Origin of the sequence: Shewanella sp. SW32, from assembly GCF_025653365.1 — a bacterium.
Classification (GTDB): domain Bacteria; phylum Pseudomonadota; class Gammaproteobacteria; order Enterobacterales; family Shewanellaceae; genus Shewanella; species Shewanella oncorhynchi.
Genome location: NZ_JAKKSJ010000029.1, coordinates 1 through 14,885, shown reverse-complemented (window position 1 = coordinate 14,885; position 14,885 = coordinate 1). Strand labels below are relative to the sequence as shown.

Annotated in this window: 12 protein-coding genes; 8 read left to right on the top strand and 4 right to left on the bottom strand. The window is 39.9% G+C overall.

Features of this window, described 5'->3' with window-relative positions; genetic code table 11:
* Positions 1-5: 5 nt before the first annotated feature.
* From L5M28_RS16940 to L5M28_RS16910, 7 genes are all read left to right on the top strand, one after another.
* Entirely contained in the window at positions 6-1,511 is a 1,506-nt protein-coding gene (locus L5M28_RS16940) for a type I restriction-modification system subunit M (protein ID WP_263204033.1), read from the top strand.
* The gene (locus L5M28_RS16935; protein ID WP_263204031.1) at positions 1,508-2,971 is read left to right on the top strand and encodes a restriction endonuclease subunit S; all 1,464 of its coding nucleotides are present in this window, start codon (positions 1,508-1,510) and stop codon (positions 2,969-2,971) included. The genes L5M28_RS16940 and L5M28_RS16935 overlap by 4 nt, the downstream gene beginning before the upstream one ends.
* Complete coding sequence (locus tag L5M28_RS16930; protein WP_263204029.1) at positions 2,968-4,767, top strand: AAA family ATPase; 1,800 nt, start codon at positions 2,968-2,970, stop codon at positions 4,765-4,767. Before L5M28_RS16935 ends, L5M28_RS16930 begins: the two co-directional genes overlap by 4 nt.
* The gene (locus L5M28_RS16925) at positions 4,767-5,855 is read left to right on the top strand and encodes a hypothetical protein (RefSeq protein WP_263204026.1); all 1,089 of its coding nucleotides are present in this window, start codon (positions 4,767-4,769) and stop codon (positions 5,853-5,855) included. The genes L5M28_RS16930 and L5M28_RS16925 overlap by 1 nt, the downstream gene beginning before the upstream one ends.
* Positions 5,856-5,880: 25 nt before the next feature.
* The gene (locus tag L5M28_RS16920; protein ID WP_263204024.1) at positions 5,881-6,750 is read left to right on the top strand and encodes a TIGR02391 family protein; all 870 of its coding nucleotides are present in this window, start codon (positions 5,881-5,883) and stop codon (positions 6,748-6,750) included.
* A gap of 91 nt (positions 6,751-6,841) precedes the next feature.
* Entirely contained in the window at positions 6,842-9,589 is a 2,748-nt protein-coding gene (locus L5M28_RS16915; RefSeq protein WP_263204023.1) for an AAA family ATPase, read from the top strand.
* Positions 9,570-10,856 (top strand): McrC family protein, encoded by a 1,287-nt coding sequence (locus L5M28_RS16910; protein WP_263204020.1) that lies wholly within the window; start codon positions 9,570-9,572, stop codon positions 10,854-10,856. Before L5M28_RS16915 ends, L5M28_RS16910 begins: the two co-directional genes overlap by 20 nt.
* 160 nt (positions 10,857-11,016) lie before the next feature.
* On the opposite strand, the gene L5M28_RS16905 is transcribed toward L5M28_RS16910, so the two are convergent.
* The 4 genes from L5M28_RS16905 to L5M28_RS16890 all read right to left on the bottom strand — a co-directional run bounded on the left by L5M28_RS16905 (position 11,017) and on the right by L5M28_RS16890 (position 14,534).
* Positions 11,017-11,469 (bottom strand): hypothetical protein, encoded by a 453-nt coding sequence (locus tag L5M28_RS16905; protein WP_263204019.1) that lies wholly within the window; start codon positions 11,467-11,469, stop codon positions 11,017-11,019.
* Positions 11,470-11,647: 178 nt separating this feature from the next.
* A complete protein-coding gene (locus tag L5M28_RS16900; RefSeq protein ID WP_263204017.1) occupies positions 11,648-13,132 on the bottom strand; it encodes a terminase in 1,485 nt (494 codons plus the stop codon).
* Positions 13,129-13,830, bottom strand: coding sequence for a hypothetical protein (locus L5M28_RS16895; RefSeq protein ID WP_263204015.1), 702 nt, complete (start codon positions 13,828-13,830; stop codon positions 13,129-13,131). The genes L5M28_RS16900 and L5M28_RS16895 overlap by 4 nt, the downstream gene beginning before the upstream one ends.
* Positions 13,827-14,534 (bottom strand): inovirus Gp2 family protein, encoded by a 708-nt coding sequence (locus tag L5M28_RS16890; protein WP_263204014.1) that lies wholly within the window; start codon positions 14,532-14,534, stop codon positions 13,827-13,829. Before L5M28_RS16890 ends, L5M28_RS16895 begins: the two co-directional genes overlap by 4 nt.
* 176 nt (positions 14,535-14,710) lie before the next feature.
* Between L5M28_RS16890 and L5M28_RS16885 the strand changes: the two genes are divergently transcribed.
* Positions 14,711-14,885 (top strand): transposase (locus L5M28_RS16885; protein WP_263148818.1); only part of this gene is annotated, 175 nt, incomplete at its 3' end.

Sequence of the window (14,885 nt, the reverse complement as noted above, 5' to 3'; positions counted from 1 at the left end):
ATAACATGAGCACTCAAGATCTGGTCGCCAAACTATGGAACCTGTGTAACTTACTCCGTGATGATGGCGTCACCTACCATGAATACATCAATGAGCTGACCTATTTGGTCTTTCTTAAAATGGTAGAGGAGACAGGTAGAGAAGAAAAAAATATTCCTACTGGTTACCGTTGGGCCGACTTGGAGCGTTATGACGCAGCCACTCGCCTAGAAGAGTATAAAAAGTTACTCATTCATTTAGGCTCACATGGCTCTCAAATCACCAATGCTATTTATGCCAACGCCAGCACAGTCATTCGTAAACCAGCCACTTTAAGTAAATTAGTCAGTGAAATTGATAAGCTAGATTGGTACAGCGCTAAAACCGAAGGTTTAGGTGATATGTACGAAGGCTTATTAGAAATCAACGCCGGTGAGAAAAAATCAGGTGCAGGACAGTACTTCACTCCACGAGTATTGATCAATGTTATGGTCGAATTGATGAAGCCAAGTTTGGACGATGTGATTGTGGATCCAACGGCGGGCACTGGCGGCTTTTTAATTGCAGCTCACCACTACATAGCAGAACATAATGACATTCCGTCACTGGATCCAACCGCCTACGACAAATATCAGCATGAAACCTTTTTTGGCATGGAGTTAGTACCAGATACTCGCCGCCTAGCCATGATGAACCTTATGCTGCACGACCTCGCGGTTGATGATGAAAACTCAGGTATTTTATACGGTGATACCCTATCAAACGAAGGTAAAGCGCTTCCACCAGCCAGTTTGATACTGGCAAACCCGCCTTTTGGCACCAAGCAAGGCGGCGGCATTCCAACCCGTGATGACTTAATCACTTACACCAGTAATAAGCAGTTGGCCTTTTTGCATTTAATGTATTTGCGTATGTTAAAGCCTGGTGGCCGTGCTGCAGTGGTATTGCCAGACAATGTGTTGTTCGAAGGCTCAACCGGCCAAACCATTCGTAAAGATTTAATGGAAAAGTGTAACCTGCACACCATTTTGCGTTTACCTACTGGTATTTTTTATGCGGCAGGTGTTAAAACCAACGTACTGTTTTTCTCCAAACCCACAGACCCCAAACAAGACAAAGGCCAGACTAAAAATGTCTGGGTCTATGACCTACGCTCGAATATGCCGCAGTTTGGTAAACGCACGGTTTTAACCAAAGCGCATTTTGATGAGTTTTATCAAGCTGTTGGCAGCGACTTAACCACAGTGGATAAAGCCGCTCGCCACGCTTTTATCGAACAATACACAAACAATGGCGGTGACCCTGCAACCTGCCGCCTAAGATGCTTTAGCCGCGAAGAAATTGCCAAAAAAGATGACTCGCTCGATTTAGCCTGGATCCGTGACGACAGTACTGAAGATAGTGCAAATCTGCCAGAGCCTGATGTGTTAATTAACCAAGCTTTGGAAGAAATGGCCGGAGCCATGCTGGAGCTGAAAGCTATTTTGGTAGAGCTGGGTGCTGCTGAAGAAACGGATGAGGTGATGCTGTGAGCGAGTTGCCGAAGGGGTGGGTTGAGACCAGCATCTCAGAAATTACAAGTTACGTGCAAAGAGGAAAAGGGCCAAAATATTCTGATGTTTTGAACTCGTTTCCGGTCATAAACCAGAAAGCAATTCGCTGGTTTGGAATTCAAGAAGAGCACCTTAAATATGTAAATCCAGATACTTGGGGTTCTTATACAGAAGAACGATTTATAAAACCGGGAGATATCCTCTGGAACTCCACAGGCACTGGCACTATTGGTAGGGCTTGTTTATTAAATGAAATTGAAGCTGCTAAAGCAAAAGTGGTCGATAGCCATGTCACTATTTTAAGAGTGAATAATGCGGCTGAGCCTCGCTACTTATTCTACTGGATCAGATCACCAAAGATTCAGTTTGATATTGAATCTTTATCTACTGGAACTACAAATCAAGTTGAACTTAGTAAAACAAAAGTTCTCGAGACGAAGATCCCGCTTGCTCCACTAAACGAACAAAAACGTATAGCCGATAAACTGGATTCTATTCTGGCCAAAGTCGACCGCGCCCAAGCGCGCCTCGACAAAATCCCAGCCATACTAAAACGCTTCCGCCAATCCGTCCTCTCCGCCGCTACATCTGGTGAATTGACTAAGGACTGGTTTGGAGATTCAGAACATTATTATTCTCAATTAGATAACGAGATTAGTAAGCAGAAAAAACTAAGTCTGATAAAAAAAACAAATGATGAAGAGCTTAATTTAGCGAAGAAACTATTCGGAGATGCGAACTGGTCTAGATGGAAAGCATACCCTTTGGAAGCCCTTGTTTACCCTGAACGAGGTATACCTTATGGTATAGTTCAGACCGGTGATGCCCAAGAAGTTGGAATTCCAACTATTCGATGCGGAGATGTAAAACCTCTAAGGATTTTAGTCGATAATTTAAAAAAAGTAAGCCCTGAGATTGAAGTCAAATATATAAGAACTCGATTGAAGGGAGGGGAAGTATTACTTGCTATTCGTGGGACCGTAGGGCATGCCGCTGTAGTTTCTGATGATTTGGTCGCTCTCAAAGCTAACATCAGTCGAGAAGTCGCAATGATCCCGGTCAGAGAGTTAATTAACCCTAATTATATTGCTCTTTTATTGCAATCACCTGGTGGATACAGTGCGTTGACTGAAAAAGTTAGAGGCGTTGCGCAAAAAGGGATTAATTTAGCTGATGTAAAAAGATTCGTAACACCGTTACCTTGTTTTGATGAGCAGTCTGAAATAGTAAATAGGGTACAAGCTCTTTTTGCCAAAGCAGATAAAGTGGAAAAACAATACTTAGAATCAAAGGCTCGAATGGATAGATTAACTCAATCCATCATAGCTAAAGCATTTCGCGGAGAGCTTGTTCCTCAAGATCCCAATGATGAATCTGCTGATAAATTATTAAAAAAGATAAAAGCAGATAACCTTAAAAACAAGGGTAAGAAAAAATGAGACTAAGCAGGATACAGCTGGTTGGTCATTATAAGTCGATAAAAGGCACTTTGGAATCGCCATTTATTTATCACTTTAAAGAAAGTGAAGGCAGTTACTCGCCGCTATGTTTAGTGGGCTTAAATGGTTCTGGCAAGTCAAATTTTATCGAATTAATTGCTGATATATTCGGCTATGCAGATAGGTATTTTAATCCTCAATATAAATGTAAGGAAGATTTAGATTACGATTTCATTTTAGATTACCAAATCATATTTGAAGGTCGGACTATCTTGGTCAAGCTTGTATCTAACGCCTCTGAACTGAAACTGTATTGTTATGATAATAATGAATACATAGACTTTTTATCGTTTGGTAATAGGCAAAAAAATCGTCTTCAAGCGATGGTAGGTTTAAATTTAGTTGAGCTAGATCACCATTATTTTTTACCTAAAAATGTAGTTGCATACTCATCTGGTCATAACCAAGGGCTTAGCTCTGTTTTTGCTAAAACGGAACTACAGTATTTTGATGTGATTAGAAAACAAGGTGTTTTCTACCGAGAATACAAACCTCGATATGACAAAGTGATGGAGGAGCAGGATGCTGAAAATGATGATGTGTGGCAAGCATTATCAAAATATGTAAAGAAGACTTATAAGCAAAATGAAGGTTTATTTTCTGTCCCGCGTGCTTATCAAGATGATCTCGATTCATACTTTAGATTCCCAGAAGAGCCACTTCAAGCTAATGAATCAAATCTCCCTATAGGGTTATATACTGACAATTCGTTAAACAATGTGTTTTTTATCTATTTGATGTCGTGCCACGGTGTAAATAAATCTAAATCAGAGACATTTAGAAAGTTTTTATCTGAAAATTTAAATATTGATGATATTTGTAGTTTTAATATTGACTTACGACTTACTGAATATAAAGATTTTGAAACAATAGGTAATATTGTCAGAAGGCTTACTGAATTAAGTTATGAATCACAAGGAATCCCTAACCCTCGTGTTGATGAGGAAATTAACTACTCTCCGAAGTTACACTTTAAGGTGGGGGAAACATTTTCAAATGCAATGGAGCGTCTCTATCTCGATGAAACCGTATTTTTGGAGCACTTGTTAACCCTTCACCACTTAACTGCCAGAAGGTGGAGCTATGATGAAAAACGGACGTTAAAAAGCAGTAAATATGAGCGAAATGTACCGAGTGTGTCTGGTGGCTTAATGCCAATGCGGATCTTGAATGTTAAAGTGAAACTAAAAAATCCGAATGTCACTACCTTATATGACAGGCTTAGTGATGGTGAACATCAGTTGATCCAGATTTTGGGTAGTTTAATGCTGTTTGACCACCAACAGACATTATTTATACTTGATGAGCCTGAAAGCCATTTTAACCCTGAATGGCGTATCGAGTTTATCGATATCATTAGTAAGTATGTCAATCTCTCCAACCTTGAATTAATGATTTCAACTCACTCTCCATTTGTGCTATCTGCATGTAAGGCGGAGAGAGTACTGCATTTCAAAAAGGATGGTGTCGGCAATGTTTCAATAATTCCCTTAGAAGTTGAAACGTACGGAGCATCTTTTGATTCACTGCTAACGTCGGTGTTTGATTTAGATGTGCTCATATCGAAAAGACCACTAACTGAAATTAGAGTAGGCTTGAGAGCCTATGACGAAGGTCTCATGGATGAAAACGAAACGATTGAATGGCTCAAACCTTTTGGCGATTCATTTGAGTTAAATTTACGGCGGAACCAAATCCTCAGGAAAAAAAGCTCCAAAGAACGAGGTGCTGACTAATGTTGTGGTCTGTGACTAAGCCGCCGCAATCAGCACTTTACTGGCTTGATGATGTCCATAAAGGCTTTTACCGATTAATGTTTGCGGGAAATGTATTTGCTAACTGCTTTCCGCAGCCTTTTAGTCCTGTACTTCAAGCAAGTGCTAAAACAACAGAAAAGTTCCAAACGGTTTATGATAATTACCATCTGCTGGCTCAACCACTCAAATTGGAGTTTGAAGCGTTGTTCAACAACCACATGCAATGGTTGCAGTTTTTAAATAATGCTGGATTGCCTGTACTTTCGCCATCCGCAGCGTTGGCTGGCATTTGGGCCGATGTCAAATCACTGGGTGGTTATCTTTACTCTACAACTTTAGACTTAGTATGTTATAAAAATGCGAGCCAGAATCCGGTGGACAGCATGGATTCTCATTATGAACAGTTCAGAAATCATAATGGTGTAGTTTGCTGTTTCTGTGCTACAGAAGAAATGATGGAAGAGCGGGACATTGAACCTGAAGAAGGTGCAACAACTGCAGATGAGCAACAATGGCGAGCTTCTTATGATCATTATTTACCGAAAAAACACTATCCATTTTTAGCGGTAGATTTTGATAATCTTGTTCCTTGCTGTCAAAAATGTAATGAGAAAGCTAAAGGTGAGCAAGATGTCTTACACAGTGATGATGTTAGAACTTTAGCTTTTAATCCTTTCACTGACATCGTTCCTGTAGCGCTTACTGCTTCTTACGAACCTATTAACGGAACTTTTGTGATGAGGGTTGATATCGCAGATACTGAAGTTTTTCAGAATGAAAAAGCGGATACATGGAACCGTACTTTCAAAGTATTGTCTCGAATCAACAAACGGCTTAATCGGTTCAATTCTTCGTGGTTAGCGCCAATGCTGAATAGAGTTCAAGATGCTGATACTGCTAGAGCCAAACTAACTGAAGAGATTAATCGTTGTCGCGATTCAATGAAAAATGAGAGAGAAGCTTATTTTAGGGCATTGTGCTTTGAGACTGTTGCAAGTAAATCAGACGACGATTTTGGTGCTTATTTAAAGACTGTTGAAGAAGTCTATCGACGAAGAATACTTTGAAAAGTTACAGGGATGTGAATTATTAATGAGAAACCAATCACTAAAAATAGCTGACCTGTCTGGTATCGAATACTACGGAAACGCAGGGATAACAGCGCGGTGCTTAAACGCACTCTCCATGGTTATTCAAGCTGGTGGTGAGATCATCACAAGAGCCTTCTTGCTTTCCGACGTGGATAGTAGTTCCAAGTGTGGCACGCATTGCTTGTTATTGTGGCCAGAATCAAGTGACCCCATAGTCATTAAGTCAGGTTTTGCTTCTGGTTATCCTGGTGAAGGCCCAAGAGGGCTTTCCAGTGCGCTGCAGCTTCTGATTCGCCACAATATCGAAATTAAAGAATACGCGGTCGATACAAATTTTATCCAAAGAGCCGATAGTTCATGTTTGACACTAGCCGATTTAGCTATGTTCGAAACACTGCAACCAATAAGACCTGCACGCTATTACGACTACATCCTGCTTAGAGAAGAACAGCGCTTTTACAATGACAATCTAGTCAAAGTGCTCTTTGTGAAAAACATTCCTTTTTCACTCATTGATAACCGCATTATGGATTTAGCCATTGATTTCATTAATAACCCAGATGCCAATCTAATGACTTGCTATCGTCGTTTAGAAGACATTATCCGAAGAAGAACGGGTTTGGAGGGGGAAAGCGGCTCTAAGTTATTTTCGCAGGCATTCCTTAGCAACAATGCTCCGCTGTACTGGCCTGAGTTACCGGAAGCAGAGGCAAGAGGCCGAGCAGGCCTTTTTACCAGTATTTACATGGCTTATCGCAACAGTCGTGCACACAAAGAAAACGTAACAACGCTAGATGATGCGATAAGAGAGTTTTTACTAATAAACCAATTGTTTATTCTTGAAAATGAAGCCAAAAGCCAAGAGAACTAACATCTAATTGAGCACTGAAAGTTAAATCTGCTCTCACTTAAAGTTTGTGTGGTTAAACGGTGTAGGTTTGAAATAGGTTAAAGAGGAACTAATGGCAAGATATTGCGGTAATCAAAATTCTGCTCCGTTGATAAAAGTGGCACGTGATTTTCAGACTCAATCTTTAATTTCTGGCATTTCATTGCTGACAAAAAAACCAATTTGGAACCATAAAACCATAAATGAGTTGGTAAAGTATTTCGTTGATAATTTAGATGAGGGTGAAGGCGACTTTTTCTCAAAATTAGAAACTCAGCTTCAACCTACTTCAGCTGAAGCAAAGATATTATTAGCAGAAATGCTTTGGTTCATGTCGTTATGCTCTGGAAGTGTTGGGCCTTCTTCTAAACGCGATACAGTGGAACGTGTTTTTGCTTTCTCTGGCAAAAAACTAGCCGATATTGTCCCTGCTGATATTCAACAAGCATATCTTTCTGATGAGGTGCTAACTGGGATCGGTAAAACGGGGGCAGCATATAACACAGGTCGTTGGCGTGAATTAATCTATTTTATTCGACTATTAGCTGAACTGCTTAAATTAAGCTTTAATGAGCGTTCAACCTTACTTGCCAATCACGAAGCATTTTCAACTTGGTTAGAGCTTATTCCTGAAAACAGTCAACGACAGTTCCGGCATATGATCTTGTATTTGTTTTATCCGGATTCGCAAGAGCGCATTTTTGGCGGTGGTCATCGTCAATCACTGCTTGCTAAATTTGCCAACATCAACACTTCAACATTTAAGAAAATGCCTGCTCATGCTGTGGATCTTCAATTGCTAAAAATCCGCAAGCAATTTGAGCAAGAGTATGAGACTCAAGAACTCGATTACTATGTTGAGCCACTTAAATCTCGTTGGGAACATGAGAATGGTTCAGCCACTATTGCTGAGCAAAAAGCCGGATATGAGAATAAGGATAAAGCTATGACGGAGAAAATTAATAATACTATTTTAAATCAAATCCTTTATGGGCCGCCGGGTACAGGTAAAACTTACAACACCATTAATCGAGCGCTAGCGATAGTTGACCCAGAGTATCTCTCTCAAAATTTAAATGACCGTATAAAAATCAAAACCCGCTTTGATGAGCTAGTAGCCAAGAATCGTATCGGTTTTGTTACTTTCCACCAGAGCTTTAGTTATGAGGATTTCGTTGAAGGGCTAAAAGCTAATAGCGATGCAACAGGAAAAATCAGCTATGACATTGAGGATGGTATATTCAAGCGGATGTGCGATGCCGCAAATGCAAAACCGATCATAGCTCACACTCAGCGTCGTGTTGATGTGTCTGGACGTAAAGTTTGGAAGATGTCTTTAGGTGATACGCTTGGCGATGATGCATACATTTATGAGCAATGTATTGAAAATAATTATGTGCTACTAGGTTACGGTTATAACGTTGATTTTACTGCTTCAAATGACAGAAAGGGTGTCATTGAAGCGTATAAACTCAACGGTATAGAGATAGAAAAAGAGAGTAACGATTACAGAGTTACATCGGTTCAAAACTTTAAAAATGTGATGTCTATCGGCGACTTAATTGTTATTTCTGATGGGAATCGTAAATTTAGGGCTATTGCCGAAGTGACAGGTGATTATCAATTTGATCCTTTAGCTATTGATGATGATAGTTACTCCCAGATGCGCAAGGTTATATGGCATAGGGTTTACAAACCATCTTTACCCGTTGATGAATTGTTTAATAAGAACTTATCGCAGATGACTTTGTATCGATTGCGAGAGCCCGCGTTAGATGTAGTAAAGCTTCAAGATGTGCTTCTTGGTGAACAGACTAAAGACGGAACTTTACCTAGTGTCACTGTAGGTACTCAAATTTCATCATATGTAATTGAGTCCATATCTGATGAAATTATCAGCTTGAGAAAGCCAAATGGCGCTTTACTGCCCTTGCCGAGGATAATCATCGATGAATTGGTTTCTTTAGTGAAACTCAATCGAATATCAGTTGATGATATACGTTCAAAGAGAGTGTTTGAGCGTATTGTTGATTCGGACATGGAAAAGTTCATTATAAATGGTTATCCCAATGTCTTGGCCCCATTAGTTGAAGCTATTCAACGTTATGATTTCGATAAAAAAGCAATAAGCCTTTCCGATAAGCGAGTCCTGATTATCGACGAAATTAATCGCGGTAATATCTCAAATATTTTCGGTGAGTTGATAACACTTATCGAACAAAATAAGCGTGCTGGTGGTTCAGAATCCTTGTCGGTTAAGTTGCCTTATTCTAAAGAACCATTCTCAGTCCCTTCAAATCTCCATATCATTGGCACTATGAACACTGCTGATAAATCATTGGCTCAAGTAGATATTGCGCTTCGTCGTCGTTTTGAGTTTGTTGAGATGATGCCTAAGCATGAGTTACTTGAGAGGATTGATGTTAAAGGGGTAAACATAGCTAAGCTGCTTGAAACCATCAATCAGCGTATTGAGCTTCTATATGATCGAGAGCATACCATCGGTCACAGTTTCTTCTTACCTTTGGAATCAGATCCGACTATTGGTCGCTTAGCCCGTATCTTTGAGCTAGAGATATTGCCTTTACTAGAAGAGTATTTCTTCGAAGATTGGGAGCGTGTAGGACAAGTGCTTGGTGATCAGTTTAAGAAAACTAATCCAGAGTTAAAGTTTATCGAGGCGAAGTATACTGATGCTTCTGTTTCGAAGCTGATGGGCAGTGACTGGTCGCAAGATAGTATTCGGCCATATAAACGCAATATGGCTGCATTTACTAACCCGGAAGCATACATAGGTATTTATGACTCGCCTCAAGGTTAACGATGTCATCGTTAGGGAGTTTGCTCTTTTAACTAATGAGGGCAACAACTGCAGCATAGATTGTCACTCAATACCCAAGTGTGCGTTTGAGTGGCTGCTTGCCAATGGCGTTAGCAATGATGAAAACCAGCGCGAGCTAATTAAAGTTAAGCGTTATGATAAATCAATCGCGTTGCAGGTAGTTAACTTTGTTGGCGTGCTTGAAACGCCATGTAGAACCCGCATCGAAATTTTACCTAAGACAACAACAGATGAATGCAAGCCTGAAATAGCACGTAAAATTTTGCTTAAAATGTTGGCTAGTGTTGAGAGCTTGAAGCTTGAAGAGTTTCAACAGTCTCAATTACAAATTTTAAAGCAACCTCTTTATGAATTGCTAATCACTCACTTCCTAAAATCAGTTGCAAAATTAGTTAAACAGGGGGTAAGAAGCGAGTATCAGCGAGTTGAACGTGAGTCCCCTTACCTCAAAGGTCAGTTACAGGTATCTAAGCAGGTCAGGCAACGTCCAGGGCGTCAGCATTACTTTCATGTTTCTCATGATATTTATCACGCCAATCGTGCTGAAAATCGTTTATTACATTCATCCTTAAAACTGGTTCTTAAATGGTCCAAGTCGATTGCTAATCAACGGTTAGCAAGAGAGCTACTTTTTGTATTTAATGATATTGAGCTTTCAACTGACTTTGCTCAGGATTTTAGGTTGTGGAAGGATGATAGAAGTTTGGCACACTATAGGCCTTTAAAGCCTTGGTGTGAGCTAATTCTGAGTTATCAATCACCCATTGCTATGGCTGGTAATCATAATGGCTTATCTTTCTTGTTCCCGATGGAAAAACTATTTGAGCGCTATGTTGCTAAGCAATTATCTGCGCAACTGCCACCAGCATTAAAATTGAAAGAACAAGTCTCTAGCCGTAGCTTGACTCATCATAAGGGCGAAGGCTGGTTTAGATTAAAACCAGATATAGTAGTCTATGATAAATCGCGAGTGGTTACTGTAATGGATACAAAATGGAAATTACTCGATGCTTCACTTGGCTGCACAAAGTATAAGTACAATCTGAGTCAATCAGATATGTACCAGCTGTTTGCTTATGGTGAAAAGTACCTACAAGGGCAAGGGAGCTTGTACTTGATTTATCCTAAACACGCTGGTTTTACTACTTCATTGGAGCACTTTGAGTTCAAATCTGGTTTAACATTACATGTTGTGCCTTATGATCTCGAAACTGATATTTGTTCTATCAATATAGAGACTTCATAATAACTATAATTAAAGCGAGTTTGGTTAAACTTGTGTATATCATTAACAGTTTAATTGTTATTTTTTATGAGCCAATATATATCAGCACAACCTAATTCATATTGTGCAATCTTTAGCCTGGAGGCTCTGATTTATATCAAAACCTCTAGATCTTCTGGTTTTATTTTATGCGCGCATTACGCTCATTTAGCTGAAGAGTATTTTCAGATAGTGAAAAAGAAATTAACTTATTTTTTGTGACCTCAAAAGATGAAATGGCTTCCCCTGTTATGTGATTAATGATGTCACTTAAAATATCTGCAGCCATCTGATTTTCAATGGTTAGTTCATCAGCTAGCTTAGATAATTCATAAATTAACTCTTCAAACAGCTCCTGATCGATGAATAGTAATGGTTTTGGAGACTCAGGAAGACTGCAGGAAAGTAATGCCTGCCTAATAGTTTTAGAAGATAATTGACGGGATCTGTTTATATAACTGATGATATCAAATATGAATGAGGCAGCTTTAGGATGCTCAAAACTCAGCTCAACGCCAACTTCAAATAGTTCGAAGCTGTTAACCTCAAGCTGCTTGCACATATCTTGATTGTTTGTTGTGGTACTACATTCCATAATAATTTCTCTTGTTAAATTAATAGATTGATTTCTGGGATCTTCATGATCCAATACTCAGTTCAAGAATTGTCATTTGTTCATCAGGTCTAGTAAAACTCCCTTAAACTTGTTTTATTTATTTATTTTTGTCACGCGCGCGCGGTGTTTCACCACGTTCACTTTATCAAATACGCTATCATATCCATTGGCTAAGTACTTCCTCTCGCTCTGCAGCTTCCTCTGTTGCGTTTGAAATTGCTGGTTCCGGGTTGCTCAAAAACATAAAGCAATAGGTATCGGATCTATCGGGGGATTTGATATTGTGTTTTTCTCTCATCTCCTTTTTTGCACATACCACCCATTGGCCTAGTTCATTGAGGTGAACAGGTAGGCGGGAAATCTGGCTTTTGGTGAGTTCCGAACTATCAATCTGCATTCGACCCGTTTTTATCGCATCGCGCATCATTATATGGCTATATGCACGTTGGTTAATGAAGCGGCTTTTCTCTCCATTATTAAAAACAGGCTTTCCCCACCGAACCTCTTGGACGTTTAAACCGAGTGCTAAAGCTATTTTTACTGTTGAGAAGCCAATGCCATCACCATCAATTAAAATACTGATATTTTGGCTCACATACGGCTCTACACACCTTTTTATCTCGTATGCAAAGTCTATCGGATCAATATCTGAGCGCATTTCGGTAATGGAGTGAGAGACCACCAGCCGAGTATTTGGTGAGTCTAAAGACACTTTGCATATGTTGATAACAGATTTATCCCTACCGTTACCTACGTCACATGCAGCAACCCAGCCCCAATTACCATCGACAAGTAAAGGGTGGCTTCTTGAGGACCGTTCACAATCAGTCCTACTAAGTAGGTAACCATCCATGTTGTCAGGAAATCTCCCTAGCACCTTAATCTGATATTCAGGTGAGTCCTCGCCACCATAAGAGATCAGTTTCTCACCGATAAACTCGGGTGTTACAAGAGGTGATTCTTCTGAATTTAGGGTAATTGCGGTCCAGATGCCGCTAGGGTTATCGATTGTTTTAGCTAACCTATGGTGAGTATCATAAAAGAATCCTGATGTGCGTGTTGGCTGGCTAAGCAAACACATATTATTATTGGCTTCTGTTAGCGCTGAGCTCAGCACATTCAAGGCTTTGTCTGACAAGCCACTTGCCTCATCTACGACAACGAGATAGGTATGACAATGTTCGCCAGCGAGTGCTTCTTCGTTGCCTTGACGTGCCGTTTTTGCAATACAACTCCAAATCCCCTTGTAACCAATGGCATAAAACTCTCGTTCATTCAGTTCAAAGTAGTTTTCTATCCATGGTAGGTTTCGGCAGAGTGTTTTGAAGTTGATTTTAAGGTACTTCCAAATGACATTACGCACTTGAGCTGCATTGTTGGCAACCACTACAACTCTGCTTTCAGGGTTAAGGATAATAAATGCTAGGATGATAATGCTGGTCATATCACTCTTGCCTGTACCGTGTCCGCTTGATACAGATACCCTTGAACCTTGTGTTTGAATGGCCGAGATAATTTGTCTTTGTTGCCAAGTTGGACTTTTTCCTGCTAATACAGAAGCAAAGCCTACCCAGTCGTGTTGGAACATGGCTAAGAGCTCTATGTAATGAGCATCGGACAGTATAGTTTTTGGCTTTTTCAATTGCTATTCTCGACAGGTTCAGAGTTAGTAAAAAGCTGCTGATTGATTCTTTGCTTCTCTATCGATACAGATTGCTCACGTTGTTTTATCTGCTCTTTTTCCATGGCAATAGAGGCTTTGTAATCTTCGAGTTTTGCAAGTATATCCTCACGACTTAGGTTGTCATGTTCGGCATTAATTTGTTGCATGGCTAGCTCTTTGGAAAGCATCAGCTGAACGTAATCAGGCAATTGACCTAGCTGGTGGATCTCAAATTGAAATGCTACATCGCTTGGAGAGCAATTCCCTATGTAAAGCTGTTTAAGCCATCGTGTTCGAGATCTATTTGTCTTTTGATAATCAGGTAAAGGCTTTGTTAGTTTTGATTCCAGCAGCTTTTGAATTTGTGGAATGATTTTTACGCTTCTATCGGCGCAAGATAGCCCGACGTTAAGAGCAGTAGCCTCTTCCCCTTCTGCAATTAAGCTATTGATAACTCTGTTGCCTACTGTGGTGATATTGCAGAGTTGGCCTTTTAAAATACCCAACTCAAACCCTAGATCATTATCAAGAAGTGCATCAACAATCGATGGTGGAATTTCAGCTGAATATCCACCATGGATCATTGCTGCTTTATTGTTCTCGATGAACTTAGATCGTCTTGTTGCAGGATCTACAATGTAGTTTTTACCATGCGCTGCGGTTCGGATTTTTTTCATACCGCCTCCGAAAAGTTAGTAATGTCTGTCATACAACCCGATTCAAGATCAAGCAGATGATTTAAGCGGCTTGTTCTGGAAGAAATACACTCTTTGAGTTGCTGGGCTAGGGTTGGAGTAAGAAACCAGCCATATTTTGAAGACTTGTTTGCTATAGGATTGGGATTAGTTTCTCGGGCCATCTTAAATGCCTGTTTACGCCTGTTCTTCTCGAAAGTAATACTTGGGTCCACCAGAATTAAATCTGTTTCAGGTTCGAAGTTTTTGATGGGTGTTAACTTGTTCTTTAAAAAGCCCAGGGCTTTGCCGTTGAGCTCTTTTGTGTGCTCTTTTGCTAAATAACTCGAACGATATATCGCCTCTTTTAGTGATGACTTATCTCCTCTTAATACAATGCAGAAAGGGTTATCAACGAATGAGGCTGTTCCCTTCGAATACTGTTCCCACATAGTTTTAGCTAGCGATAGTAACTTTTCAGAGTGATTAATCTTATGGCCACTCAACATAAGTTCTACATGATAGTGTTCAACCTCAGAGGTGTTCTGCTCTCTGGCACAGTGATATAAGACCTTGCAGTCGTAATGCTTAGTTAGCAAGTGTGTTAGCTTTTTTAGATATTGATTAATAAGTTGGTTATCAGCTGAGCATTGACCAGGATGCAGATCTATACGACACACTAGAACTCGACTGTAAAAGCTTAGCATTACTTCGTAATCAGAAATTATGGCATTAACAATACTTTTCTTTAAGCCTTTAACTTTTGGCTTATAAACATGATATGCATGATCTTTGTAAGCAAATAAAAGTGTAGTGGCACACTAATTTTGGCCACCTAAATAGAGGTGATATTATTACCTCGTAGATGACTTTAGGTGAACACATGAGATCGACAACCAGAAAAACATTTAGTGCTGAATTCAAACTTGAAGCAGCCCAATTAGTCCTCGATAAAAACCATAGCATCATCGAAGCTGCAAAGGCGATGAACGTAGGTAAGTCCACTATGGATAAATGGGTGAGACAGTTAAAACTAGAACGCCAGGGTGGCACACCAA